Here is a 25,906-nt window from a genome sequence, read left to right as displayed (position 1 = left end):
GGGCGAAAAAAAAGGCCGTCGAAACGGCCTGAAAACCCCTGCTATGTGAGACTGGAAATGCGTTCAAATGTGGGAGCGGGCTTGCTCGCGAACGCGGTGTGTCATTCAAAGATGCATCAACTGAAAGTCAGCATTCGCGAGCAAGCCCGCTCCCACATTGGGGTGTGTGTTAACGGTTGGGCTGTGGGGTAAGGCGCAGGTACGGCTTCACGGCGCGATAGCCCTTGGGAAAGCGCTTCTTGATCTCTTCCTCATCCTTGAGAGACGGCACGATCACCACCTCATCACCGTCCTGCCAGTTGGCGGGCGTGGCCACCTTGTGGTTGTCGGTCAGTTGCAGCGAGTCGATGACCCGGAGGATTTCGTGGAAGTTGCGCCCGGTGCTGGCCGGGTAGGTAATCGTCAGGCGGATCTTCTTGTTCGGGTCGATCACGAACAAGGAGCGCACGGTGAGGGTGTCACTGGCGTTCGGGTGGATCAGGTCATACAGGTCCGAGACTTTGCGATCGGCGTCGGCGAGGATCGGGAAGTTGACGACCGTGTTCTGGGTTTCATTGATGTCTTCGATCCACTTGTGGTGCGAGTCCACCGGGTCGACCGACAGGGCAATGGCCTTGACGCCGCGCTTGGCGAATTCGTCCTTGAGCTTGGCGGTAAAGCCAAGCTCGGTGGTGCACACCGGGGTGAAGTCCGCCGGATGGGAAAACAGCACGCCCCAGCTATCGCCCAACCATTCGTGGAAACGAATCTTGCCGGCGCTGGAATCCTGTTCGAAGTCGGGGGCGATGTCGCCCAGTCTTAGGCTCATGGTGTGGCTCCTGGTGAGTGCTTATGGAGCCCACTGTGCATGGGTTGAAGATTATTTAAAAAGAATAAATATCGATTTATTTAGACGATAAACGAATATTAAAAATCAATTCATTGGACGCGGGAAAGACCGAGGATCAACATCCATCACAAGGTTCGAGAAGGCCTTGAGACGCTGTACAAAGAAGGGATTCAGGAAGGGCTTGCGGGGGTTGAGCCCGACTTGAAAGTAAAGCACCCTGCCCGGCGTTGCGCCGGGCAAGGTTTTACGCTCTTACTTGAACGCGTAGCTGTAGCTAACGATTACGCGGTTTTCGTCCTGAGCACGGGTGTTAACCAGATCGGTACGCCACATAGCGTTTTTCCAGGCGACGCCGAGGTTTTTCAGCGGGCCTTCTGGAACAACGTAAGCCAGAGTCAGGTCGCGTTCCCACTCGGTTTTATCACCGGCGGTGGTCTGGATGTTGCTGCCTTTGAGGTAGACAACACCAGCGGTCAGGCCTGGCAGGCCAACCTTGGCGAAGTCATACGCGTAGCGAGCTTGCCAGGTGCGTTCGCCAGCACGGGCAAACTTCTGGATTTGCATGTCGGTGGTGGTGCTGTTCGAAGAGCCATCACCTTGGTTCAGCCAAGGGAAGTCGCTGTCGCCCTTGGTGTACTGGTAGCCACCGCCGAAGGTGTGACCGGCAACCGAGTACAACGCCAGGTAGCTGTACAGATCGTTGTCGACCTTGCCTTTAACCTTGGTGGCGTTGGTCGGGTGATCCGAGTAGTAACCCGAAGTGTAGTAGCCCGCTTCGTTGCCGTTGGCGCCGTTGTCGCGGCTGCGGTAGTAACGCAGGTCACTTTTCAACACGCCAGGACCGATAGCCCAGTTGTGGACCAAGCCCAGGAAGTTCTGCGCGTAAAAGTCTTTCAGCTCGCCGTAGTAGTACGAAGCGGTCAGATCTTTGGTGATTTTGTAGTCAGCACCGGCGTAGTAGAACTTGTTGACGAAGTTGCCAGCGTCATAGTTCGAGCTACCGTTGGCACCCGCCAGCGACAGGCCTTCGTTGTTGCTGGAGTTACGGCCCTTGGAGTGCTCGATCTGACCGGCAGTCAGGGTCAGGTCCTTGATCTCGTTCGAGGAGATCTCGCCACCTTGGAACGTTTGCGGCAGCAGACGACCGTCGTTGGTTTTGATAACCGGGTTGTTTGGCTGCAGGGTGCCGATTTTCAGCACGGTCTGGGAAACCTTGACCTTACCGGTCACACCCAGGCTGGCGAAATCGTTGACCGCTTTGTTGCCATCGCTTGGGAACACGGTGCCGCCAGACGCGGTGCCAGTGTAGTTACCGTGATCGGCACGGCTGGAATCCAGACGTACGCCGTACAGGCCGATAGCGTCAAGACCGAAACCAACGGTCCCTTCGGTGAAGCCGGAGATGAAACGCAGGTCAAAACCTTGGCCCCATTCAGCGTTCTTGCTGCGGGTGTTCGAGGTCGCCGAAGGCTTCAAATCACGGTTGTCGGTGTTGATGTAAAAGTTACGCAGACCCAGTGTTACTTTGCTGTCATCGATGAAACCGGCGGAGTTTGCCTGTTGGGCAATCGCAGCGACAGCCACGGCCAACGCCAATGTTGACTTCTTCATGTACCGCTCCTCTCATTTCTAATTTTTGTATTTCTTAGGTCCTGGGTCTGACGCCCCGGATCCACAGATGCGCGATTAGCGCCAGATAGTGACTACCAAGTCAATCGTAACTTTGTATGTCTACTACCTTCGTCTAACCGCAGTTAATTTGGTCCCTGCAGGGTAATGAGTTTTTCATACACCCAAAAAGAATTGTTTCATTCTTTTTCATACGATCCAGGAATAAGCCTTTCCATGAGGCGAGCCGATCAGCGTAGACCAACCGCTCCATAAGCTAATTCCTAAAGGGTATTTACTAGCCTTTTTTTAGATCGATTAGTGTGGCCGTACTGTTGCATACGTCACCCACGATCAAAAAGGCGACGCCATCATGGCCAAAGGCACATCCTCCCGTCAATTTGTTACAGTTTTTGTGTCACTAATACTTTCTTTTGGTGTCAAAGCGGCCGATTTAACCATCGGCTACCAAACCGGCATCGACCCCAGCAAAGTCCCACAGGCCGACGGCCTCTACGAAAAAGCCCTCGGCGAGAAGATTGCCTGGCGCCGTTTCAACAGTGGGCCCGACGTTGTAACCGCGATTGCGTCTGGCGATGTGCAAATCGGCAACCTCGGTTCCAGCCCCCTCGCAGCGGCGGCTTCACGCAATCTACCCATCGTGGCCTTTATCGTATCGGCGCAGATCAATGCTTCTGAAGCCCTGGTTGTGCGCAATGGCAGTGGCATCGACAAACCGCAGGACCTGATCGGTAAAACCATCGCTACGCCCTTCGTCTCAACCTCTCATTACAGCCTGCTCGGCGCGCTGAAACATTGGGGGCTGGACACCAAACAAGTCAAAGTAGTGAACCTGCAGCCCGCGGAAATTGCGGCCGCGTGGAAACGTGGCGATATCGACGGCGCGTTCGTGTGGTCACCGGCGCTGGGAGAAATCCGCAAGACCGGAAAAACCCTGACAGACGCGGCCCAGGTGGGCCAGTGGGGGGCGCCGACATTTGAGGTGTGGGTAGCGCGCAAGGATTTCGCGGAAAAACATCCTGACGCAGTGGCCAAGTTTTCCAAGGTTACGCTGGATGCATTCGCCGACTACGCCGCCCATAAAGACGGCTGGACAGTAGATTCGGAGCCGGTGCAGAAAATCGCCAAACTGACAGGTTCAAATGCGGCCGATATTCCTGAGCTGTTGGCCGGCAGCACCTTCCCGGACGCCCAGGCGCAACAAACCGATGCCCTGCTTAAAGGGGGCACGGCGAAAGCGATTGGGGAAACGGCGAAGTTTTTGAAGGAACAGGGGAAGGTTGAGACGGTGTTGCCGGACTACTCGGCCTTTGTGACCGATAAATTCATCAGCCAATAAGGTAATCAAATGTGGGAGCTGGCTTGCCTGCGATAGCATCACCTCGGTTTATCTGAAAAACCGAGTCGTCTGCATCGCAGGCAAGCCAGCTCCCACATGAGCCAGCTCTTTATCAGGCAGGAAGATCAGGCTTACAGAGCCTTCTCGAAAATCTTCGAGTTACGCTGATAGTTGTACAGCGACGCCCGCGCTGACGGCAGGCGGTCGACGCTGCTCGGCACAAACCCGCGCTCGCGGAACCAGTGTGCGGTTCGCGTGGTGAGCACAAACAGCGTCTTCAAACCCTGCGCCCGCGCACGGGTCTCGATGCGCTCCAGCAACACGTCGCCGCGTGCGCCGTGACGATACTCCGGGTTGACCGCCAGACACGCCAGCTCCCCTGCATCCGAATCCGCGATCTGATACAGCGCCGCACAAGCGATGATCATGCCTTCGCGCTCAACCACACTGAACTGCTCGATCTCACGCTCCAGCACTTCCCGCGAACGCCGCACCAGAATGCCCTGCTCTTCCAGTGGGCTGATCAGGTCGAGCAAACCACCCACATCCTCAATCGCCGCCTCGCGCACCTGTTCGAATTGCTCCTGGGCCACCAGCGTACCGCCGCCGTCCCGGGTGAACAGCTCGGTGAGCAACGCGCCGTCTTCGGCGTAGCTGACGATATGGCTGCGCCCTACTCCGCCCCGGCACGCTTCGGCGGCGGCGTCCAACAGTTCAGCTTGATAGTTGCTGCCCAGGCGCTGCAGGTGCGCCGGCACTTGCTGCGGACGCAGCTCGCGGACCAGGCGACCATGTTCGTCGATCAGGCCCAGATCGGCGCCAAACAGCAGCAGTTTGTCGGCGCCCAGGTCGATGGCGGCGCGGGTGGCGACGTCTTCGCAGGCCAGGTTGAAGATTTCGCCGGTCGGCGAGTAACCCAACGGCGACAGCAGCACGATGGAGCGCTCGTCCAGCAGGCGGTTGATGCCCTTGCGGTCGACCCGGCGCACTTCGCCGGTGTGGTGGTAATCCACGCCTTCAAGCACTCCGATCGGCCGTGCCGTAACCAGGTTGCCGCTGGCGACGCGCAGGCGCGAGCCCTGCATCGGCGAGGAGGCCATGTCCATCGACAGGCGTGCTTCGATAGCAATGCGCAGGTGGCCGACCGCATCGATCACGCACTCCAGCGTCGCGGCATCCGTGATGCGCAGGCCTTCGTGGTAAGCCGGGGTGAGGCCACGCGCTTCAAGGCGCGCTTCGATTTGTGGGCGCGACCCGTGAACCAATACCAACCGCACGCCCAGGCTATGGAGCAGCACCAGGTCGTGGACGATGTTGCCGAAGTTGGGATGTTCCACACCATCGCCGGGCAGCATGACCACAAAGGTGCAGTCGCGGTGAGCGTTGATGTAGGGCGAAGCGTGACGAAGCCAATTGACGTATTCGGGCATAAAACCTGGGCCTGTAATAAAAAGCAGCCAAAAAAGGATGAAACATAAAAGCGCACAGCGGGCTGATGGTTATCGTCGGAACAGGCTTGGCGACACGCTCGCTCTCCTTATGTACGAATGGGCAGGGGTTAATTTATGCAGGTTTCAGGCAGTAATGGTCGATCAGTTCCCGCAATAGACGCACTGTAGGCGTCAAGCGTGACATTTCGAGGTACTCGCCCGGCTGGTGGGCGCAGGCAATATCGCCAGGGCCAAGCACCAGAGTTTCACAACCAAGGCGCTGAAGATAAGGCGCTTCGGTGCCGAACGCTACTGCTTCGGCACGATGACCGGTCAATCGTTCCGCCACCCGCACCAGCTCGGCGTCTTCGGCCTGCTCGAACGGCGGCACTTCGGGGAACAACGGCGCGTAGTCGATCTTGACTTTATGGCGCTCGGCCAGGGGTTCGAGCTTTTGCCGGATAGCGTCGCGCAGCACCTTGGGGTCCATGCCCGGCAGGGGCCGCAGGTCGAACTCCAGGGAACATTGGCCGCAGATACGGTTGGGGTTGTCGCCGCCGTGGATACAACCGAAGTTCATGGTCGGTTGCGGCACGCTGAATTGCGGGTTGCGGTACTCGCGCTGCCAGGCCAGCCGCAGGCCGCGCAGTTCACCAATGGCATCGTGCATGGCTTCCAGAGCACTGTGGCCCAGGCTTGGGTCCGACGAATGGCCGCTTTGCCCGAGGATGTCGATGCGCTCCATCATCACGCCTTTGTGCAGGCGGATCGGCTTGAGGCCCGTCGGTTCGCCGATCACCGCCGCGCGGCCCAACGGGCGCCCGGCCTCGGCCAGTGCGCGGGCGCCGGACATCGAGCTTTCTTCATCGCACGTGGCGAGGATCAGCAGCGGTTGTTTGAACGGCTGGTCCAGCAAGGGCAGCACGGCTTCGATGATCAGCGCAAAAAAGCCTTTCATGTCGCAGCTGCCCAGTCCTACCCAACGGCCGTCAACTTCCGTCAACTTGAGCGGATCGGTCTTCCACAGCGCGGCGTCGTAGGGAACGGTATCGCTATGCCCGGCCAGCACCAGGCCGCCGGGGCCACTGCCGAAACTGGCGAGCAGGTTGAACTTGCCCGGGCTGACTTGCTGGATGTCGATGGCGAAACCCAGGTCGCCCAGCCACCCGGCGAGCAGATCGATCACCGGGCGGTTGGTCTGGTCGAGAGACGCTTGGGTGCAACTGACCGACGGCGCGGCAATCAATGCGGCGAATTGCTCTTTCATGGACGGTAACGGCATGCGCGGCCTCTCAACTTCCCGGATGAGCCCCACTATAGAACCATCTGCACGCCACAATAAACCGTTGCGGCGCGTTGCCGGGCTCAGTCCTGTACACTGCACGACCTTGGCAGCCACTCTTTTCCCCGGCTGCGCTCCCGATCCTGGATTTTCCGGCCATGCAGAAAGAAACCGAAATCAAGCTCCGCGTCAGCCGCGAAACACTCGCCGCGCTGCGTGAGCACCCGCTACTGAAAAAACGCAACAAAAGTGGCTGGGAACGCCGTGAGTTGATGAACCAATACTTCGACACCCCCGAGCGCGACCTGGCTCAGGCCAAAGTCGCCCTGCGTTTGCGCAAGGACGGTGACGAAATCATCCAGACCCTCAAGACCCGTGGCCAAAGCGTCGCCGGCTTGTCGGAACGCAACGAGTACAACTGGGACCTGCCCAAAGCCAAGCTCGACGTGAAGAAGCTCGACGGCGAATGCTGGCCCGAGCAACTGGCCGAGTTGGACAAAAAGACCCTCAAGCCGATTTTCACCACCGATTTTGTGCGCGAACGTGCCGAAATCGCCTGGGGCCGTGGCAAGGCCAAGGTCGTGATCGAAGCCGCTCTGGACCTGGGCCACGTCGTGGTCGGCAAGCAGAAAGAAGAAATCTGCGAGCTGGAACTGGAACTGCGCGAAGGTGAACCGGCCGCCCTGCTGGAACTGGCCGCCGAACTGGCCGCCACCCTGGCGCTGATGCCGTGCGATATCAGCAAGGCCGAGCGCGGCTACCGTCTGTATGACGCCAGCAGCTACTCGCTGAGCCTGCCGGCGCCGCAGATCCACGCCGAAATGCCGCTGGACGACGCCTTCGCCGCGATCATGTGGCACCTGTTGGGCAGCAGCCAGCGCCTGGCCGAACAATATCGCTTCAATGGCCACTGGCGCTTGCTGCAGGACTGGGTCGAAAACCTCGGTGAACTGCGCGCGCTGATCGGCAGCCTCGGTCAGGCCGCCCCGCGTCAATCCACCAGCGAGCTGCGCAGCGCACTCGATGCATTGCTGGAAGACTGGCGCCCACTGGTGCAGGCCGGTGACGACGATGAAGACATCCGCAAAGCCGCGCCGGAACAGTTTGTTGAAGAACTGCAAGACGTGCGCTGGGGCTTGTTCTCGCTGAACACCTCGCGCTGGCTGCTGGCCCGCACCTGGACCGCCGACCGCAACGTGCGTGGCAACCGCCAGGGCGCTGCGCAAATCACCAACTGGCTGCCGCGCCTGCTGGCTGACGACGCCGTTGCCCTGCAACTGCAACGTTACCAGCAACAACCGGAAGACCTGGCCGAGCAACTGCCGCGCATTGAACGCATCCAGGCCTGGCTTCACCACGCGCGTCAGGTGGTGGACATTCCGGAACTGGACCGTTTGTACGGCGAGCTGAATAAGCTGGCGGTACTGGCTAATCAGCCGATTACCGACGAGTCGCTGGATGCGCGTATGCATCAGGCGATTGCGGTGTATCAGAACCGTGCATGGAAGACGTTGCTGCGTCTGTAATACCAGGCAACTCGGTCAAATGTGGGAGCGGGCTTGTGCGCTCCCACAGTCAGCGCAACACTGGCAGGCTGGTGGTGGACTTGATCTCCGACAGGGCCACAATCGAGTTCACCTCCTGAATCCCCGGCACCATCGACAGCTTCTCGAAGAAAAACCGCTCATACGCCTCGATGTCAGAGGTAACGATGCGCAGCAGAAAATCCACCGCCCCCATCAGCACATAGCACTCCAGGACTTCCGGAAACCCGCGAATCGCTTCGGTGAATTCGGTGAAGTTGGACCGTCCGTGAGCATTGAGTTTGACCTCGGCAAAAATCTGCGTGTTGAGGCCGATCTTCTTGCGGTCCAGCAGCGTGACCTGCGCGCGAATCACGCCCTCCTCTTTAAGCCGTTGAATACGCCGCCAGCATGGCGATTGCGAGAGACCCACCTGCTCGGCGATCTGCGCGCTGGAAAGCGAGGCGTCCTCTTGCAGCAGGGCCAGAATGCGGCGGTCGTAGGCGTCCAACTCACTGTGCATAAAAATACCTATGAAGGCGCTAAGCCTGAATTACTTGAGTCGTTTTTTCACTAATAGGGCGCATCTTAGATAAGAAATCTCCGCGTGCGAATGTAAAAATTTCTCCAGTCGAATCTGGAGAGTCAGCATGCACGCCGTCGAAACCACCTGCCCCGCTACGCGTCTCGATGCATGGGCCGTCAACAGCGCCCACTGCCAAGCGCATTATCAGATCACCGCCGAGGCAGAACCGGACTTGCTGTGCCGGGTACTGAACTACTTCGCGCTGCAGTTCCTGACGCCGCAACACGTCAATGTGAGCCGTGACGACGACCTGCTGAGCATTGATATCGTGATGAACGGCCTGAGCTGGCACCGTGCCCAGGTGATCGGTGAAAAGATTCGAAACCTGATCAGCGTGTGCTCGCTGGAGGTGTGGCAGGCCGATTCCCCGCGGCCTCAAGCGGTGGCGGCGGCCAATCAGTAAAAACCTGCAATACACCCTGAGCGGTGGGCGTTCAGAGGATGGCTAGCCTGAGATTACGCCCGCCGTCACTCAGGAATTCTTCATGCTCGCCGCCTTGCACGATCATCGATTGGAACTGCATCAACTCTTACCTGCATTGGTCGAGCAGGGGCTGATTACAGCGGACGAGGCCCAAAGGTCAGCGAAAGCACCCGCCACTCGACATCCGTTGGAAAGCATCGCGGCTGAAGGGCCTTGCCTCGAAACGTTGACTCAATGGCTTGCCGGGCATGTCGGGCAACCTTATCTGCGTATCGACCCGCTGAAGATCGACGTGGCGGCGGTGGTGCCGTTGATGTCCCACGCGTTCGCGCAACGCCACGCCATCCTCGCGGTGGCGGTGGATGCGCAGACCGTCACCGTCGCCAGCGCACAGCCGCATATCCGTGGATGGGAGGCCGGTTTGGCACAGGTGCTCAAGCGCTCGATCAGGCGCGTGGTCGCCAACCCCCGAGAGATTCAGCGCTGTATCGGTGACTTCTACCGGCTGGCCAAGTCCGTCAGCGGTGCCGATCAAAAAGTTGCGGTGGCTGGCAACTTCGAACTGCTCAACCTCGGCGCCGGTGATCAGGAGCCGGACGCCAATGACGCGCATATCGTCAACATCGTCGACTGGCTGTTGCAGTACGCCTTCGGCCAGCGAGCTAGTGACATCCATATCGAACCCTGCCGCGACCAGGGCCGCGTGCGTTTTCGCATCGACGGGCTGCTGCATGACGTCTATCAGTTTCCACCCCAGGTCACCATGGCGGTGGTCAGCCGCCTGAAAAGTCTGGGCCGTATGAATGTGGCGGAAAAACGCAAACCCCAGGACGGCCGGGTCAAGACCAAGAGCCCGGCGGGCATCGAAGTGGAGTTGCGCCTCTCAACACTGCCGACAGCGTTTGGCGAAAAACTGGTGATGCGGATTTTCGACCCGCACGTCTTGCTCAAGGATTTTGACCAGTTGGGTTTGTCTGCCGATGATCAGCAACGCTGGAATGCCATGGCCGGTCAGGCCAACGGCATCATCCTGGTCACCGGGCCTACCGGTTCAGGCAAGACCAGCACGCTCTACACCACGCTCAAGCACCTGGCGACCCGCGAGGTCAACCTGTGCACGGTGGAAGACCCGATAGAGATGGTGGAACCTGCCTTTAACCAGATGCAGGTGCAGCACAACATCGACCTGACCTTCGCCAGCGGTGTTCGCGCACTGCTGCGCCAGGACCCGGACATCATCATGATCGGCGAGATTCGCGATCAGGAAACTGCAGAAATGGCCATCCAGGCTGCGCTCACCGGGCACCTGGTGCTATCGACCCTGCACACCAACGATGCACCCAGCGCTATCAGCCGTTTGCAGGAACTTGGCATTGCTCATTATTTGATCAAAGCTACGCTGATAGGTGTAATGGCGCAGCGCTTGGTGCGGCTTTTGTGCCCTCACTGCAAACGTGGGGTGACTGGGCACGGCAATACCCATGAAGCGGTCGGCTGCGCGGACTGCCGTGATAGCGGTTATCGAGGCCGCGCCGGGCTCTACGAAATCATGGTGATGGACGAGAAGCTCAAGGCGCTGATCACCCCGGGCGCCGATGTGCAGGCCTTACGTCGGGCATCGCGGAGCCAAGGCATGCGCAGCCTGCGGATGAGCGGCATCGACAAAGTGAATGCCGGGCTGACAACGATGGCAGAAGTATTACGGGTAACGCCTGGGGATTCAGAAACAAATGATTTGCTTGTTGCACCCTGAAACCGTCCTTATCCGTGACCAGACCGTTACAATCGGCCGCACGTCGCTTCACTGACACCATCAGATAGGGAATCGCTATGCAGATCGGAACCGTACTGCTTCTTTTCGTGGGGTTGGCCGTGGCCATCCTTTTCATGGGCTTCAAGGTGGTGCCTCAGGGTTACCAGTGGACGGTCGAGCGTTTCGGCCGCTACACCAACACCCTTAAACCTGGCCTCAACATCATCATCCCGGTCATGGACCGCATCGGTCGCAAGATCAACGTGATGGAAAGCGTGTTGGATATCCCGCCCCAGGAAGTGATCACCGCCGACAACGCCACCGTGCAGATCGACGCCGTGTGCTTCTTCCAGGTAGTCAACACCGCCCAGGCCGCCTACGAGGTCAATAACCTCGAGCATGCCATCCGTAACCTGCTGCAAACCAATATCCGTACCGTGCTCGGCTCCATGGAGCTGGACGCGATGCTTAGCCAGCGTGACGGCATCAACGAAAAACTGCTGCGCACCGTGGACGAAGCCACGGCGCCGTGGGGTATCAAGATCACCCGGATCGAGATCAAGGACATCAGCCCACCCGCCGACCTGATGGCCGCCATGTCCGGCCAGATGAAAGCCGAGCGGATCAAGCGTGCGCAGATCCTGGAGGCCGAAGGCCTGCGGGCATCGGCGATCCTGACCGCCGAAGGCAAGAAGCAGGCGCAGATCCTTGAAGCCGAAGGTGGACGCCAGGCAGCCTTCCTCGAATCCGAAGCCCGTGAACGCCAGGCAGAAGCAGAGGCCCGTGCGACCCAGGTGGTGTCCGAAGCAATCGCCACCGGTAACGTGCAGGCCATCAACTACTTCGTGGCGCAGAAATACATCGATGCATTGGGCAAGCTGGCGTCGGCCAACAACAGCAAAGTCATCCTGATGCCGCTGGAAGCCAGCCAGGTGATTGGCGCCGTGGGTGGGATCGGCGAAATCGTCAAGGCAACGTTCGACAACAAGAAAGGCTGAGGCGATCGCCATGTGGGATTTCCTGCAGCATCTGTCGTTCTGGGATTGGTTGGCACTGGGTACGGTGCTGTTGATTCTTGAAGTATTCGGCGCCGGTGGCTACCTGCTGTGGATGGGGATCGCTGCCGCTGCTGTGGGCGTGATCAAGTTTTTGATCCCACCGCTCGGGCTGGAATGGCAGCTGCTGCTATTCGCAGTGTTGTCGATCCTCACGGCGGTGTACTGGTGGAAGCGCCAGCGCAGCAGCGCCAAAGTCAGCGATCAGCCGGGGCTGAATATACGCGGCTCGGAATTGATAGGGCGCACCTTTGTGGTGCATCAAGCCATCGTCGATGGCCGAGGCAAGATAAAAGTCGGCGATGGCGTGTGGATGGCAACCGGGCCGGACAGCCCCGTGGGCGCTCAAGTCCGTGTCATTGGTCAGGATGGCGTGGTTTTACAGGTCGAAACTGTTTAGTCAGTGATGGAACTCGCCTGGGTTATCTACAATCAAACTGTTCAGATAACCCACCCGGAGTCACCCACCATGCGTCTCAAATATGCTGTCGCGACCCTCGCTGTGCTTTCCCTACCTGTCGGTTCAGCCATGGCCGACAGCTTCTGGCGCAATGTCATCTCGTCGGGCGCCACGACTGGCTCGACGTACCTGACCTTCAAGGACCACAAGCTGGTGGTCGCCGCCCAAGACGACGCCGGTAGCTTTGTCGCCAGCGACGGCGGCATCCGCGGCCCGTACCTGGAAGCTGCCATGCAGAAAGTTCGCGCCGACAACCCTGGCCTGCAGGCCACGGACATGGAGTTGGCCAACGCCATCCTCGCGAAAAATGCTGTGACCGAGTAATACCTGCCCATAAAAAATGCCGCTTTTTAAGCGGCATTTTTTATGCCTGTTTCTCTACGATCGCCGCCGCCGCCCAGACCTTCTGCTTTTTCCCGTTGAAAGCGGAAAACTCCTGCCGAACACAAAAGTACCAAGCGCCACACTGAGATTCTCTTAGTTAAAGTGAATCCTCTCCCATGCAAAAACTTGCTTACGCTTTGGCTCTCTCTGCGTTAGCTGCACCCTTGGCTCAAGCAGAAAATTGGTACGGGTCGGCAAAGCTCAACAGTGCCCGTCAGAACCTCTCCAGTGCGCAATTGACCAGCCCACGCGTCACTGATCGCATGGAGGCCCCTGACAGTAACAAGGCGTTCACTGGGTCATTGGCTTTAGGTTACGCCTTTGCCGATGGCTGGCGCCTGGAAGGGGAATACACCACGCGCAGCAGCTCGACGTTCGACTCCTATTGGGCCCCCTTCAATACCAACGTTAACCGCCTGGAGGTCGACAGCCAGCGCGTGATGCTCAACGGCTATAAAAATATCCCGGTCAATGACTGGCTGTCGTTCTACGCAATGGCCGGTATCGGCATGGCGCAAATCGATGCCGCGGGGTACCAGAGCAATGCGACTCGCCAGTTCGCCAGTAACCGCCACTACAACTTTGCCTACAGCGCAGGCTTGGGCCTGGAGGCCAAGGTCAGCGAAAAGGTCACTTTGGGCACAGGTTGGCGTTACGTGGACATGGGCAAGGTCGAAACCGGCTACAACACCTTCGCTAACCGGATAAACGCCCGCGATGAACAGCTCAAGGGCAAACTCAAAGAGCAGAATGTGTTTCTTGAAGCGCGCGTTTCATTCTGACCTGCAACAGAAAATGCCGCTGATAAGCGGCATTTTTATGCGCAACATGACAATTCGTTCACCGACGACAGGCTATATTCAGTCGAGCCGTGCAACCATGCGGTACTGATACCTCTATTACTCATCGCCTATCTGAAACGGATGCCTTCGTCGTTATGAGCCAACAGCCCTTTCTGCCGTTTTCCAAACCTACCATTGACGAAGCGACCATCTCGGCGGTCGGCGATGTACTGCGCTCGGGCTGGATCACCAGCGGGCCGAAAGTGCAGGCGTTCGAAGCACAGCTTTCGGAATACTTTGGCGGCCGTCCGGTGCGGACCTTCAATTCCGGCACCTGCACCATGGAGATCGCGTTGCGCATCGCCGGCATCGGGCCTGGCGATGAAGTGATCACCACGCCGATTTCCTGGGTCGCCACGGCAAACGTGATTCTGGAAGTAGGGGCCACGCCGGTATTTGCGGATATCGACCCGGTCACCCGCAATATTGACCTGGCTCAGGTAGAAGCCGCGATCACCCCACGCACCAAGGCGATCATTCCGGTGTACCTGGCGGGCCTGCCCCTGGATATGCCGATGCTCTACGCGCTGGCCAACAAGTACAACCTGCGCATTGTCGAAGACGCGGCCCAAGCGTTGGGCTCCAGCTGGGATGGCGAGCGTATCGGCGCGACCGGCGACTTCGTCTCGTTCAGCTTCCAGGCGAACAAGAACATCACGTCTTCCGAAGGCGGTTGCCTGGTGTTGAACAACGCCGAGGAAGCCCGTCTGGCTGAAAAGTATCGCCTGCAAGGTGTTACCCGCACCGGCTTCGACGGCCTGGACGTGGATGTGCTGGGTGGCAAATTCAACATGACCGACATAGCCGCAGCCATCGGCCTGGGGCAATTCGCGCATATCGAGAAGATCACTGCGCATCGCCAGAAACTGGCACGCCATTACTTCAAGTGCTTCGGCAGCGATTTTGAAGCGCAATACGGCGCGCAACTGCCGCCAGCGGATTTCGAAAACAGCAACTGGCACCTGTTCCAGCTGGTACTGCCGGAGCGTCAGGATGGTCTGCCCGCCCGCGCTACGTTCATGGAACAGATGCAGGCCCACGGCGTCGGCATTGGCTATCACTACCCGCCAATCCACCTGCTGAGCTTGTACCGGGCACAGGGTTTCAAGGAAGGCATGTTCCCGGTGGCTGAGCGTGTTGGGCGTTTGATCGTGTCGTTGCCGATGTTCACGGCGATGACAGAGGCGGATGTCGAGCGGTCGGTTGCGGCGGTAAAAGCGGTACTGAAAGCGAGCTGAAAACAAACTGCCAGCTATCCGCAATCAACTGTGGGAGCTGGCTTGCCTGCGATGCCGGCACCGCGGTGATTCAACCACACCGCAGTGATGCTATCGCAGGCAAGCCAGCTCCCACATTGATTTGCGCTGTTCCAACGGCTCGCGTTTACTCGCCGATGGCCGCTTTGTAGCCAGCGGCATCAAGCAGTTTTTCCAGGTCAGCCGGGTTGCTTGGCTTGAGCTTGAAGATCCAGGCGCCATACGGGTCGGAGTTCAGCAGTTCAGGGCTGCCACTCAGTTCCTCGTTAACGGCGATCACTTCGCCAGCAACCGGTGAGTAGATATCCGAAGCGGCTTTCACAGACTCAACCACACCAGCCTGGCCTTCAGCGTCAAACTTGGCGCCGACTTCGGCCAACTCAACAAACACCACATCACCCAAAGCTTCCTGAGCATGGTCGGAGATACCGACGGTCACGGTGCCGTCGGCTTCCAGACGGGCCCACTCGTGACTTTCGGCAAAACGCAGGTCGGCAGGGATATCGCTCATAGTCTGTGTCCTCAAGAAGAAATGTCAGCGGCCTCAGGCCTGCCGGAAATAGTTAAATCAAGGTTTTGCCATGGCGCACGAAGGTCGGTTTGACCACTCGAACCGGGTACCACTTGCCGCGGATTTCCACTTCGGCCCGATCGGCGGTGGCCGTCGGTACGCGCGCCAGGGCAATGGATTTGCTCAGCGTAGGAGAGAAACTACCACTGGTTATCTCCCCTTCGCCAACATTGGCGATACGAACCACCTGATGAGCGCGTAAAACACCACGCTCTTCCAGTACCAGCCCGACCAATTTGAACTGCACACCTGCGGCCTTTTCCGCCTCAAGGGCAGTGCGGCCGATGAACTGACGCTCAGCCGGTTCCCAGGCGATGCTCCAGGCCATATTGGCCGCCAGAGGCGAAACGTCCTGGTGAATATCCTGACCGTACAGGTTCATGCCGGCTTCGAGGCGCAGCGTATCGCGGGCGCCAAGGCCGATGGGTGAAATACCGGCCCCTACCAGATCGTTGAAAAAGCCCGGAGCCTGCTCGGCCGGCAGGACAATTTCCAGACCGTCTTCGCCGGTGTAACCCGTGCGGGCGATAAACCAATCGCCATCGGCCTGGCCTTCAAAGGGCTTGAGCTGGTGGATAAGCGTGCCGCGGGCCTGCGTGACCAGCTCGGCGATTTTCTGCCGGGCGTGCGGGCCTTGAATGGCGAGCATGGCCAATTCTGGCCGCTCATGCAGCTGCGCCGCGTAGTCGCCCAGCTGTGCTTGCATCCAGGCCATGTCCTGATCACGCGTAGCGGCGTTGACTACCAGCCGATAACCGGTCTCGGTGCGGTAAACGATCATGTCGTCCACCACGCCGCCCTGCTCGTTGAGCATGGCGCTGTAAAGCGCACGGCCGCAGCCATGCAAACGATCGACATCATTGGCCAGCAGGTGCTGGAGCCATTCCTTGGCCTGAAGGCCTGTGACATCGATCACGGTCATATGAGATACGTCAAACACCCCGCAGTCGCGTCGCACCTGATGGTGTTCTTCAACTTGCGAGCCGTAGTGCAGAGGCATATCCCAACCGCCAAAATCGACCATTTTCGCGCCGAGGGCGAGATGCAGGTCATACAGAGGCGTACGCTGTCCCATGGGTTTCTCCTTCCGGGATTGGCGAAGATGCACAGAGCTGCTGTTTGCGCTCAACACCTCTGACTACAAGGCCTGCAGCGACATACAACGACTCGATCCGAAGGACGGAGCGCACCGAATGCCGCGCATTGTAGCCGCAAGCCGTAGGACTGGCACCTAACCGATTTGCCGAGCGGAGCGTCGAATCAGGCCGATCACCGGCAACAGGCCCACCAACACCAACGTGAGTGCGGGTAATGAGGCTCGCGCCCATTCCCCTTCGCTGGTCATTTCAAAAATTCGTACGGCCAGGGTGTCCCAGCCAAACGGGCGCATCAGCAGGGTCGCAGGCATTTCCTTGAGCACATCGACAAACACCAGCAGCGCCGCGCTCAACGTCCCCGGCAGCAACAGCGGCAGATACACTTTGCAAAACAGTCGCGGCCCACTCACGCCGAGGCTGCGCGCTGCTTCCGGCAACGAGGGACGGATTCGCGCCAGGCTGTTTTCCAACGGCCCGTAGGCCACTGCCAGGAAACGCACCAGATACGCCAGCACCAACGCCGACAGGCTGCCCAGCAACAGGGGCTTGCCCGCGCCGCCGAGCCAACTCGACAACGGCACCACCAGTTCACGGTCCAGGTAGCTGAACGCCAGCATGATCGACACCGCCAGCACCGAACCCGGCAAGGCATAGCCGACATTGCCCAGGCTGATCCCGGTGCGGATCGCCCGCGTGGGCGCCAGGCGATTGGCAAAGGCCAATATCAACGCCACGCTGACTGTAATCAGTGCCGCGATGCCACCCAGGTAGAGGGTATGGATGATCAAGCCGCTGTAGCGCTCATCCAGGTCGAACCGGCCACGTTGCCAGAACCAGGCGACCAGTTGCAGCATCGGGATGACAAAGGCGCAGGCGAACACCAAGCCACACCACGTGCTGGCTGCCGCCGCCTTGAAACCGCGCAGGTGATACAACGCCTTGCCGCGTGGCCGCTCATTACTCGGGCGGCTGGCGCCTCGGGCACGTCGTTCGCCGTACAGCACCAGCATCACCACCAGAAGCAACAGGCTGGCCAGTTGGGCGGCGCTGGAAAGGCTGAAAAAGCCGTACCAGGTCTTGTAGATGGCCGTGGTGAAGGTGTCGAAGTTGAACACCGAGACAGCGCCGAAGTCCGCCAGGGTTTCCATCAGTGCCAAGGCGACGCCGGCACCAATTGCCGGCCGCGCCATGGGCAATGCGACACGCCAGAACGCTTGCCATGGCGATTGACCGAGCACCCGCGCCGCTTCCATCAGCCCTTTGCCCTGCGCCAAAAATGCAGTGCGCGCCAACAGGTAGACGTAGGGATAGAACACCAGCACCAGCACGATGATCACGCCGCTGGTAGAACGCACGCGTGGCAGGCGCAAGCCGTTGCCGAACCCTTCGCGCAGCAGGGTTTGCACCGGCCCCGCGAAATCCAGCAGGCCTACAAACACAAAGGCCAGCACGTAGGCCGGAATTGCGAAGGGCAGCATCAACGCCCAGTCGAGCCAGCGCCGCCCCGGGAATTCGCAGAGGCTGGTCAGCCAGGCCAGGCTTACGCCCAACAGCGTCACGCCGGTGCCAACGCCCAACACCAATGTCAGGGTGTTGCCCAGCAGGCGGGGCATCTGGGTTTCCCACAGGTGCGACCAGATTTGTTGATCGATGCTCTGCCAGGACAGCAACAACACGCTCAGCGGCAGTAGCACCAGTGCGGCGACGGTGAAAACCGGCAGGTACCAGCGACGTTGGGCGGGGTGGGCCAAGGAAAAGCTCTCTGGAAATGATGGTTTTGAAGTCGCGGCTAACACTGTGGGAGCGGGCTTGTGTGGGTGCCGGGCTTGCCGGCGATGCAGGCACCTCGGTGTGTCATTTACACCGAGGTGATGCTATCGCAGGCAAGCCAGCTCCCACACAAGGCCGCTCCCACAGTTAGATCTGTACTCAGTTCCAGCCAGCGCGATCCATCAGGCGAATGGCCTCAGCCTGACGTTTACCGGCCACTTCCACCGGCAGGGTATCGGCCACGAACTTGCCCCAGGTCGCGACTTCCGCCGATGGCGGCACGGCGGGGTTGGCTGGGAACTCCTGGTTCACATCGGCAAAGATCTTCTGCGCCTCAGGCGTGGTCATCCATTCCACCAAGGCCTTGGCGGCTTCCGGGTGCGGCGCATGTTTGGTCAGGCCGATGCCCGACAGGTTCACATGCACGCCGCGGTCGCCCTGGTTCGGCCAGAACAGCTTCACCGCAAGGTCCGGTTTCTGCTTGTGCAGGCGGCCGTAGTAGTAAGTGTTGACGATGCCCACGTCGCACTGCCCGGCGTTGATCGCTTCGAGCACCGCGATGTCATCGGAGAACACGTCGGTAGACAAGTTGTTGACCCAGCCCTTGACGATTTCTTCGGTCTTGGCCGCGCCATGGGTTTCGATCAGCGTGGCGGTCAGCGACTGGTTGTAGACCTTCTTCGCCGTACGCAGGCACAGACGCCCTTCCCATTGCTTGTCGGCCAGCGCTTCGTAGGTGGTCAGGTCACCGGGTTTTACCCGGTCGGTGGAATAGGCAATGGTCCGCGCGCGCAAGCTCAAGCCGGTCCACGCATGGTTGGAAGAGCGGTATTGCAGGGGAATATTCTTGTCGATCACCGCAGAGGTGAACGGCTGCAGGATGCCCATTTGTTCGGCTTGCCAGAGGTTGCCGGCATCAACGGTGAGCAGCAGGTCAGCCGTGGCGTTTTCGCCTTCGGCCTTGATCCGCTGCATCAGCGGGGCTTCCTTGTCGGTGATGAACTTCACCTGCACGCCGGTCTTTTTGGTGTAGGCGTCGAACACCGGTTTGATCAGTTCGTCGATGCGCGAGGAGTAGACCACGACTTCGTCGGCTGCCTGCACAGTGGTGCTGCCGATGAGGGTGAGTGCCAGGGCAGTCAGGAGGCGCTTGGGTGCCAACATGGGTGCGGTCTCTCATTTGCAAAAAGAAGGCAAATGATAAGGACTCACATTTGGTAGCGCTTGCTAGAGGCGTTACCAGATGTTGCATAGTTGGGATTTGCGCCGGATGGGCTGGCCTCATCGGGGGCGAGCCCCCTCCCACAGGGGGCATCTTTCAATTCAGGGCTTTGCTAGGTCTGGCAGGTCGCCCGTCAGCCCGAGGGCCTGGCGCACAAACACGGCCTTGGCTTCGGGCATCTGGTCGACCAGTTTCAATCCGGCATTACGCAGCCAACGTAACGGCAGTTGGTCGGCCTGGAACAAGCGTTCAAAGCCCTCCATCGCCGCCATCAGTGCCAGGTTATGCGGCATGCGTCTACGCTCGTAGCGGCTCAGCACCTTCACATCCGCCAGGCGTTCGCCACGTTCCGTCGCAGCCAACAGCACCTCGGCCAGCACCGCCGCGTCAAGGAAACCCAGGTTCACGCCCTGCCCGGCCAATGGGTGGATCACATGGGCGGCATCGCCAATCAACGCCAGGCCTTCGGCCACGTAGCGCTTGGCATGGCGCTGGCGCAGCGGTACGCATACGCGCGGGTCGGCGCTGATCACATTGCCCAAGCGCCCTTCAAACGCGCGCTCCAGTTCACGGCAGAAGCTGTCGTCGTCCAGCGCCATCAAGCGTTCGGACTCCGTCGGCGTGGTCGACCAGACGATCGAGCACCAATCCTCTTGCCCATCGCGCACCAGCGGCAAAAATGCCAGCGGGCCGGTATCGGTAAAGCGTTGCCACGCCGTGCGCTGGTGCGGCTGGTTGCTGCGCACGCTGGTGACGATGGCGTTGTGCAGGTAATCCCATTCGCGCGTGGCAGTGCCGGTCAGGCGGCGCACGGCGGAATTGGCGCCGTCGGCGGCCACCACCAGCGGCGCACGCAATTTGCGACCGTCGGCCAGGGTCAGCAGCCAGTCATCGCCGGAGCGACGCATCTGCTCCAGGCGCGCGTTGGCCAGCAGGCCCAGGTCGCAGTCGTGCAGGCGGTCGAGCAAGGCATCCTGAACCACCCGGTTCTCGACGATATGCCCGAGCACTTGGGCATGCACACTGGCTGCCGAAAAATGGATCTGCCCGGTGCCGCTGCCGTCCCATACCTGCATTTCACCGTAAGGGCTGGCGCGCCGTTCGACGATGCCATCCCACACGCCCAGGCGCTCCAGAATGCGCTGGCTGGCAGCCGACAAGGCGCTCACGCGGGGTTCGAAGGCCGCATCCTGGTCGAACGGTTTGACGCTCAGCGGGCTGCCATCGAGCAGCAGCACCTGCAGGCCACTGCCTTGCAACGCCAGCGCCAGGGCGCTTCCGACCATTCCGGCCCCGACGATCAGCACATCTGCGCGCATGTCCATGCTTTAAGCCTGCTTTGCTGGCGGCTTGCGCCGCACGTAAAGGGTTTTGTCGACCCGCGCCACCAGAGTGCCGGAGCCGTCATGAATCTGTACTTTGAGAAGGGGCAAGTACTTCTCGCCGCCTTCGGTTTGCCGGCGAATCTCGTCCAGCAAGGCCTCGTCGATGGAAAACTCAGCGTAGACCGGGCCTTTGCCCGGCGACACGAAGTCGATGCTCGCGGCTTTGTCCCAGACGATGTAGTCGCGCCCCAGGTTCTCCATCAACAGCAACATGTAGAACGGATCGACCATCGAATACAGGCTGCCGCCAAATTGCGTACCGACGTAATTGCGGTTGTACCAGCCCAGGCCCATGCGCACCTTGGCGTGGCGAAAATCGGCGCTGAGTGCCTGCACCCGAATTCCCGCGCCCAGGTACGGCGGGTACAGGGACAGCACCCAGCGCAACAGCCGCGCCTTGCCCAGGCGTCGGGTCAGCCAGTTAAGCATCAGGGCGTGTGCCCAGGCCCATGGCCTGACGGGCGAACCAGCGTTTGGCGGGAGGCAACAAATCCAGGCCCAGCAGGCCCAGGTTACGGCCCAATGTCACTAACGGTTGCGCGCTGCCAAACAGTCGGGTCACTTGATCGGAAAAACCTACGGTCAGTTGCTGGTCCTGGCGCTGGCGCTCGCGATAGCGCTGCAACGTTGCCAGGTCGCCCGGCACCGCCGGCCCGGCCAGCAAGGCCTCGGCCAAGGCGTTCGCGTCGCGCAGGGACAGGTTGAAACCCTGCCCGGCAATCGGGTGCAGGCTGTGGGCGGCATTACCGAGGATCGCCAGGTGCGAGCGCACTTGTTCTTCGGCCTCCACCAGCGTCAGCGGGTACAAATGGCGGGCGCCGACTTGTTTCAGCGTGCCCAGGCGGTAGCCAAACACGCCCTGCAATTCACTGAGGAAACTGCGTTCATCAAGGTTGGCCAGGCGCTGGGCGTCCATGCCGATACGCGTCCACACCAGCGCGCAACGGTTGTCCGGCAGCGGCAGCAAGGCCATTGGGCCTTCGTCGGTAAAGCGCTCGAACGCCTCGCCGTTGTGCGCTTCGCTTGGGGTGATATTGGCGATCAGCGCGCTCTGGTTGTAGGGCCGGGTTTTCACGCCGATGCCCAATTGCTCGCGCAAACCGGAGCGGCCGCCATCGGCCAATACCGCAAGGTCGCATTCCAGCACGGTTTCGTCGTTGAGCGTCAGGCGATAACCGTCGGGCAGTGGCTCCATGCGGGTGACTTCGGCCGGGCAGCGCCAACTGACCACTTCTTTGTCCAAACCTTGCCACAGGCACTGGCCGAGCCAGGCGTTCTCCACCACGTAGCCGAGGGCCGGCACGCCCTCCTCCATGGCGGACAAGCGCGCAGTGGAGAAGCGGCCTCGGTCCGACACGTGAATCTGTTTGATCGGCTCGGCTCGGCGGGAAATGGCCTGCCACAGGCCCAAACGCTGATAAATCTGCCGAGCGCCATAGGACAGCGCCGAAGAACGCGCGTCGTAGCTCGGTTGGTAACTGTCGCCTGGCGCGAACGGTTCGATCAGCACGATTTTCCAACCCCGCGCCTTGGCACCCGCCTGCAAGGCCAACGCCAGGCTGGCGCCTACCAGTCCGCCGCCGATGATGGCCAGGTTGACCCGGCTCATCGGGCAGCCGCCATCAGCGCTTCGATGTCAGCGACGGTCTTGGGCACGCCGCCGGTCAGAATTTCACAGCCTTGCTTGGTCACTACCACGTCGTCCTCGATGCGTACGCCAATGCCACGCCATTTCTTCGCCACGTTCTGGTTGTCCGGCGAAATATAGATGCCGGGTTCCACGGTCAAGGCCATGCCGACTTCCAGCACACGCCATTCGCCGCCCACCTTGTATTCGCCCACATCATGCACGTCCATGCCCAGCCAATGGCCGGCGCGGTGCATATAAAAAGCGCGGTAGGCTTCGCTGGCGATCAACTCGTCGACGTCGCCTTGCAGCAGTCCCAGTTTTACCAGCCCGGCGGTGATGACGCGCACCGTTGCCTCGTGGGCCTGGTTCCAATGTTTGTTCGGCGCGATCTCGGCAAAGGCGGCTTCCTGGGAGGCCAGCACAATCTCGTAGATCGCCTTTTGCTCGGGCGAAAACCTGCCGTTGACCGGCCAGGTGCGGGTGATGTCGCTGGCGTAGCAGTCGATCTCGCAACCGGCGTCGATCAGCACCAGGTCGCCGTCCTTGAGCACGGCGTCATTCTGTTGGTAATGCAGGATGCAGCTGTTACGCCCGGCAGCGACGATGGAGCCATAGGCCGGCATTTTCGCGCCGCCCTTGCGGAATTCGTAATCCAGCTCGGCTTCGAGGCTGAACTCATATAACCCGGCGCGGCTGGCCTGCATCGCCTTGACGTGCGCCGCACAGGAAATTCGCGCGGCCTCGCGCATCACCTTCACTTCTGCCGCCGATTTATACAGGCGCATGTCGTGAAGCAGGTGATCCAGGGCAACAAACTCGTTCGGTGGCTGGGCGCCCAGGTGCGCTTTAGAGCGGATCACGTTGATCCACTCCATCACGTGCCGGTCGAATTCGGCGTTGCTGCCCATGGCCGAATACACCCGGTCACGGCCTTCGATCAGGCCGGGCAGGATGTCGTCGATGTCAGTGATGGGGAAGGCATCGTCGGCGCCAAAGTCACGGATCGCGCCTTCGGTGCCCGCACGCAGGCCGTCCCACAATTCGCGCTCGGCATTGCGCTCGCGGCAGAACAGCACGTACTCGCCGTGCTGGCGACCGGGCATCAGCACGATCACCGCTTCCGGTTCAGGGAAGCCGCTCAGGTACTGAAAGTCGCTGTCCTGGCGGTAAACGTGCTCGACATCACGGTTGCGGATCGCCACGGCGGCGGCCGGCAGAATTGCGATGCTGTTGGGTTCCATCTGCGCCATGAGCGCCTTGCGGCGACGGGTGTATTCCGCTTTCGGGATATGGATCATGGGCAGATGGGCTTCCTTTCTTAGTGCAGCGACGGCTTGGGTGCGGCTGGCTCAGCGGCTTTCTTGGTCTCGGTGAACAGCAGCAGCGGCGCGACGCGCAGGTATTCCATGACTTCCATGTAATCGCCTTCGCCGTCTTCGGACTCTTCCAGGGCGTCTTGCACCTGGGAAATGGCCGCCAGGTCCTGCAGCACTTCCTTGGCGTCGGTGCTCAGTTCCAGGCCACCGGCGTTCACGCCGAAACCGTGGAGGAAACCCTGGCACCATTGGCCCAGCGCAGCGGCGCGCTCGGTCAGCGGCGCGTCGTCGGTCGGCAGCAGCAGGACCACGGTGACGTCATCACCGGTCAGCTCGCCTTTGACCATCTCTTGCAGGCCGATCAGCGCGTTACGCACGTTCTCGGTCGGCTCGGTTTCCAGCAGCTCGGCCACATCAGCCAGCCAATTGTCGGCATCAAAGCCAACACCGGTGCAGCTGCGGCCCAACAGTACGCCGTGCAGTTCGGCAGGCGAGCAAGGATGACCGCTGGTGCTCAGCAGTTTGGAAAAAGCGTCGTACGGGGAGTTCTGAATAGGCATGGTGAGCTAGGCGCCAGACGGCGCAATGTCTAGAATGAAGCGCTGTATCCTAGCACCGGCAGACGTACCAAGACTATCGAGGGCGTCAGATCGTTTATCCTGCAGTTGCCATTCATCAGACAAATCCAGTGGAACCCAATGGAAGACACCGACCTGCAAGCGCTGATGGCCAGACTCGAATTGCTAATTGATCGGGTCGAGCAACTTAAGAGTCAAAACGGACTCCTATTAGCTCAGGAAAAGACCTGGCGCGAGGAACGCGCTCACCTCATTGAAAAAAACGAAATCGCCCGGCGTAAGGTCGAATCGATGATTTCGCGCCTGAAGGCCCTGGAGCAAGACTCATGAGTTCAAGCAATAGCGTTACCGTGCAGATCCTCGACAAAGAATATTCGATCATCTGCCCCCAGGAAGAACGCAGCAACCTGGTGAGTGCTGCCCGCTACCTGGATGGCAAGATGCGTGAAATCCGCAGCAGCGGCAAAGTCATCGGCGCCGATCGTATCGCCGTGATGGCCGCGCTGAACATTACCCACGATTTGCTGCATAAGCAGGAACGGCCTGACGTGCAGGCCAGTGGCTCGACGCGCGAGCAAGTGCGAGACCTGCTGGAACGGGTTGATCTGGTACTTTCTACCGATCCAGAGCCACCCAAGGGCTGATTGCCGAGTCTGTTTAAGGTATACTCGCCCCACTCCCTGGCGTGTTTGCCAGTCGGCGATGTCCCTGAGCCGATTCGCACTACCCTGGAAGTTGCACGTTGGGCTGGTGTGCATGTCCGCTAGACGGAAAGCCTTAAAGCCTACTGCATCTTCCACCTTGAACTTTCGGGTTCAAGGGCTAAGTCGACAGCGGCTCTGTCGGGGAGCCTGAATTCCAAACTCAATGCCAGTCCTCGGACTGGCATTGTTTTATGAGCCGAAAAACCATGACCGAACCTGCGCCGCTTTCCCGTCCGCAACTTCGACGCATGTTGCGCAAAGCCCGCCGCGAACTGACGCCGAGCGAGCAGCGCAAGGCCGCCCTTGGCCTGTATCGGCAACTGGCACAGCACCCGCTGTTTCGCCGGGCCAAACATATTTCCTTATATCTACCGACGGACGGTGAAATCGATCCGCGCCTGCTGCTGCGCGCCGCTCAGCGCCGGGGCAAGGCCACTTACCTGCCAGTGCTCAGTGCCTGGCCGCGAACCAAGATGGTGTTCCAGCGCGTGCGGCCTGGGGATAAGTTGTCGCCCAACCGTTTTCGTATCCTGGAGCCGCAAGTGAATGCCAATCGCCAGCGCCGCGTCTGGGCACTCGACCTGGTGTTGCTGCCGCTGGTGGGGTTCGATGATGTGGGTGGGCGTCTGGGCATGGGCGGTGGGTTTTACGACCGCAGCCTGGCCTACCTCGCCAGGCGCCAGAGTTGGCGCGCGCCGGCGCTGCTGGGGCTGGCCCATGAATGTCAGAAAGTCGAGCGCCTGGCGCAGGCAAGCTGGGATGTGCCGCTGGCGGGCACCGTCACGGATAAGCAGTGGTATGTCGCACAAACGTCGCTGGAACCAGCGACGCCTTGAAGGGT

26 protein-coding genes and 1 other RNA gene are annotated in these 25,906 nt (G+C 60.1%); 13 read left to right on the top strand and 14 right to left on the bottom strand.

Annotation, left to right across the window (positions count from 1 at the left end; translation table 11 throughout):
- Positions 1-169: 169 nt before the first annotated feature.
- Together ACP7B3_RS10910 and ACP7B3_RS10905 are read right to left on the bottom strand one after the other, a co-directional pair.
- The gene (locus ACP7B3_RS10910; RefSeq protein ID WP_003195267.1) at positions 170-808 is read right to left on the bottom strand and encodes a peroxiredoxin; all 639 of its coding nucleotides are present in this window, start codon (positions 806-808) and stop codon (positions 170-172) included.
- Between the two features lie 273 nt (positions 809-1,081).
- Positions 1,082-2,440, bottom strand: coding sequence for an OprD family porin (locus tag ACP7B3_RS10905; protein ID WP_145157909.1), 1,359 nt, complete (start codon positions 2,438-2,440; stop codon positions 1,082-1,084).
- Between the two features lie 370 nt (positions 2,441-2,810).
- Between ACP7B3_RS10905 and tauA the strand changes: the two genes are divergently transcribed.
- Entirely contained in the window at positions 2,811-3,797 is a 987-nt protein-coding gene (tauA, locus tag ACP7B3_RS10900; protein WP_426178780.1) for a taurine ABC transporter substrate-binding protein, read from the top strand.
- Between the two features lie 131 nt (positions 3,798-3,928).
- Here tauA and argA read toward each other — a convergent pair whose 3' ends face one another.
- Together argA and argE are read right to left on the bottom strand one after the other, a co-directional pair.
- Positions 3,929-5,227: an amino-acid N-acetyltransferase gene (gene argA, locus ACP7B3_RS10895; protein ID WP_119737335.1), complete on the bottom strand. Its 1,299-nt coding sequence runs from the start codon at positions 5,225-5,227 to the stop codon at positions 3,929-3,931.
- A gap of 133 nt (positions 5,228-5,360) precedes the next feature.
- Positions 5,361-6,509, bottom strand: a complete 1,149-nt coding sequence (argE, locus tag ACP7B3_RS10890) for an acetylornithine deacetylase (protein WP_145157914.1) — start codon at positions 6,507-6,509, stop codon at positions 5,361-5,363.
- Positions 6,510-6,667: 158 nt separating this feature from the next.
- Between argE and ACP7B3_RS10885 the strand changes: the two genes are divergently transcribed.
- Positions 6,668-8,035 carry an inorganic triphosphatase gene (locus tag ACP7B3_RS10885; protein ID WP_242199752.1) on the top strand — a complete coding sequence of 456 codons (1,368 nt, stop codon included), beginning with the start codon at positions 6,668-6,670 and terminating at the stop codon, positions 8,033-8,035.
- Positions 8,036-8,084: 49 nt separating this feature from the next.
- On the opposite strand, the gene ACP7B3_RS10880 is transcribed toward ACP7B3_RS10885, so the two are convergent.
- Entirely contained in the window at positions 8,085-8,555 is a 471-nt protein-coding gene (locus ACP7B3_RS10880; protein WP_145157919.1) for an Lrp/AsnC family transcriptional regulator, read from the bottom strand.
- A gap of 127 nt (positions 8,556-8,682) precedes the next feature.
- On the opposite strand from ACP7B3_RS10880, the gene ACP7B3_RS10875 reads away from it, so the two are divergent.
- The 7 genes from ACP7B3_RS10875 (at position 8,683) to ACP7B3_RS10845 (ending at position 14,774) form a co-directional block, all read left to right on the top strand.
- Positions 8,683-9,021 (top strand): hypothetical protein, encoded by a 339-nt coding sequence (locus ACP7B3_RS10875; RefSeq protein WP_426178779.1) that lies wholly within the window; start codon positions 8,683-8,685, stop codon positions 9,019-9,021.
- 82 nt (positions 9,022-9,103) lie between these two features.
- Positions 9,104-10,795, top strand: coding sequence for a GspE/PulE family protein (locus tag ACP7B3_RS10870; protein WP_426178778.1), 1,692 nt, complete (start codon positions 9,104-9,106; stop codon positions 10,793-10,795).
- A 77-nt stretch (positions 10,796-10,872) separates the two neighbouring features.
- A complete protein-coding gene (locus ACP7B3_RS10865) occupies positions 10,873-11,793 on the top strand; it encodes an SPFH domain-containing protein (RefSeq protein WP_024077991.1) in 921 nt (306 codons plus the stop codon).
- A 10-nt stretch (positions 11,794-11,803) separates the two neighbouring features.
- Positions 11,804-12,250, top strand: coding sequence for an NfeD family protein (locus ACP7B3_RS10860; protein WP_426178777.1), 447 nt, complete (start codon positions 11,804-11,806; stop codon positions 12,248-12,250).
- Positions 12,251-12,319: 69 nt separating this feature from the next.
- On the top strand, positions 12,320-12,634 hold the full coding sequence (locus ACP7B3_RS10855) for a DUF2388 domain-containing protein (RefSeq protein WP_003176799.1): 315 nt from the start codon (positions 12,320-12,322) through the stop codon (positions 12,632-12,634).
- A 176-nt stretch (positions 12,635-12,810) separates the two neighbouring features.
- On the top strand, positions 12,811-13,476 hold the full coding sequence (locus ACP7B3_RS10850; protein WP_426178776.1) for an outer membrane protein: 666 nt from the start codon (positions 12,811-12,813) through the stop codon (positions 13,474-13,476).
- Between the two features lie 155 nt (positions 13,477-13,631).
- Positions 13,632-14,774, top strand: a complete 1,143-nt coding sequence (locus ACP7B3_RS10845) for a DegT/DnrJ/EryC1/StrS family aminotransferase (protein WP_145157933.1) — start codon at positions 13,632-13,634, stop codon at positions 14,772-14,774.
- A 145-nt stretch (positions 14,775-14,919) separates the two neighbouring features.
- Here the strand turns inward: ACP7B3_RS10845 and gcvH are convergent, their stop codons facing one another.
- The 9 genes from gcvH to ACP7B3_RS10800 all read right to left on the bottom strand — a co-directional run bounded on the left by gcvH (position 14,920) and on the right by ACP7B3_RS10800 (position 24,343).
- Positions 14,920-15,303, bottom strand: a complete 384-nt coding sequence (gcvH, locus tag ACP7B3_RS10840; RefSeq protein ID WP_262207134.1) for a glycine cleavage system protein GcvH — start codon at positions 15,301-15,303, stop codon at positions 14,920-14,922.
- 52 nt (positions 15,304-15,355) lie between these two features.
- On the bottom strand, positions 15,356-16,438 hold the full coding sequence (gcvT, locus tag ACP7B3_RS10835) for a glycine cleavage system aminomethyltransferase GcvT (RefSeq protein WP_145157939.1): 1,083 nt from the start codon (positions 16,436-16,438) through the stop codon (positions 15,356-15,358).
- A 156-nt stretch (positions 16,439-16,594) separates the two neighbouring features.
- Positions 16,595-18,211, bottom strand: coding sequence for an ABC transporter permease (locus ACP7B3_RS10830; protein ID WP_426178775.1), 1,617 nt, complete (start codon positions 18,209-18,211; stop codon positions 16,595-16,597).
- Between the two features lie 178 nt (positions 18,212-18,389).
- Complete coding sequence (locus ACP7B3_RS10825) at positions 18,390-19,394, bottom strand: extracellular solute-binding protein (RefSeq protein WP_369301912.1); 1,005 nt, start codon at positions 19,392-19,394, stop codon at positions 18,390-18,392.
- 159 nt (positions 19,395-19,553) lie between these two features.
- Complete coding sequence (locus tag ACP7B3_RS10820) at positions 19,554-20,771, bottom strand: 2-octaprenyl-3-methyl-6-methoxy-1,4-benzoquinol hydroxylase (RefSeq protein WP_416365089.1); 1,218 nt, start codon at positions 20,769-20,771, stop codon at positions 19,554-19,556.
- A gap of 9 nt (positions 20,772-20,780) precedes the next feature.
- On the bottom strand, positions 20,781-21,266 hold the full coding sequence (locus ACP7B3_RS10815) for a DUF4442 domain-containing protein (protein ID WP_145157949.1): 486 nt from the start codon (positions 21,264-21,266) through the stop codon (positions 20,781-20,783).
- Positions 21,259-22,446: a 2-octaprenyl-6-methoxyphenyl hydroxylase gene (gene ubiH / locus ACP7B3_RS10810; RefSeq protein ID WP_145157952.1), complete on the bottom strand. Its 1,188-nt coding sequence runs from the start codon at positions 22,444-22,446 to the stop codon at positions 21,259-21,261. The genes ACP7B3_RS10815 and ubiH overlap by 8 nt, the downstream gene beginning before the upstream one ends.
- The gene (pepP, locus tag ACP7B3_RS10805) at positions 22,443-23,765 is read right to left on the bottom strand and encodes a Xaa-Pro aminopeptidase (protein ID WP_106575773.1); all 1,323 of its coding nucleotides are present in this window, start codon (positions 23,763-23,765) and stop codon (positions 22,443-22,445) included. The genes ubiH and pepP overlap by 4 nt, the downstream gene beginning before the upstream one ends.
- A 20-nt stretch (positions 23,766-23,785) precedes the next feature.
- Entirely contained in the window at positions 23,786-24,343 is a 558-nt protein-coding gene (locus tag ACP7B3_RS10800; RefSeq protein ID WP_106575774.1) for a YecA family protein, read from the bottom strand.
- A 138-nt stretch (positions 24,344-24,481) separates the two neighbouring features.
- Between ACP7B3_RS10800 and ACP7B3_RS10795 the strand changes: the two genes are divergently transcribed.
- The 4 genes from ACP7B3_RS10795 to ACP7B3_RS10780 all read left to right on the top strand — a co-directional run bounded on the left by ACP7B3_RS10795 (position 24,482) and on the right by ACP7B3_RS10780 (position 25,901).
- Positions 24,482-24,691 carry a TIGR02449 family protein gene (locus ACP7B3_RS10795; RefSeq protein ID WP_003177365.1) on the top strand — a complete coding sequence of 70 codons (210 nt, stop codon included), beginning with the start codon at positions 24,482-24,484 and terminating at the stop codon, positions 24,689-24,691.
- Positions 24,688-25,005: a cell division protein ZapA gene (locus ACP7B3_RS10790; RefSeq protein ID WP_003213956.1), complete on the top strand. Its 318-nt coding sequence runs from the start codon at positions 24,688-24,690 to the stop codon at positions 25,003-25,005. The genes ACP7B3_RS10795 and ACP7B3_RS10790 overlap by 4 nt, the downstream gene beginning before the upstream one ends.
- Positions 25,006-25,035: 30 nt before the next feature.
- Positions 25,036-25,214: non-coding RNA, 6S RNA (ssrS, locus tag ACP7B3_RS10785), on the top strand.
- Between the two features lie 57 nt (positions 25,215-25,271).
- The gene (locus tag ACP7B3_RS10780; protein WP_145158576.1) at positions 25,272-25,901 is read left to right on the top strand and encodes a 5-formyltetrahydrofolate cyclo-ligase; all 630 of its coding nucleotides are present in this window, start codon (positions 25,272-25,274) and stop codon (positions 25,899-25,901) included.
- Positions 25,902-25,906: the final 5 nt, after the last annotated feature.

Origin of the sequence: Pseudomonas sp. TWRC1-2 (assembly GCF_049896685.1) — a bacterium.
Taxonomy (GTDB): Bacteria; Pseudomonadota; Gammaproteobacteria; order Pseudomonadales; family Pseudomonadaceae; genus Aquipseudomonas.
This window is presented reverse-complemented; position numbering and strand designations above follow the sequence as displayed.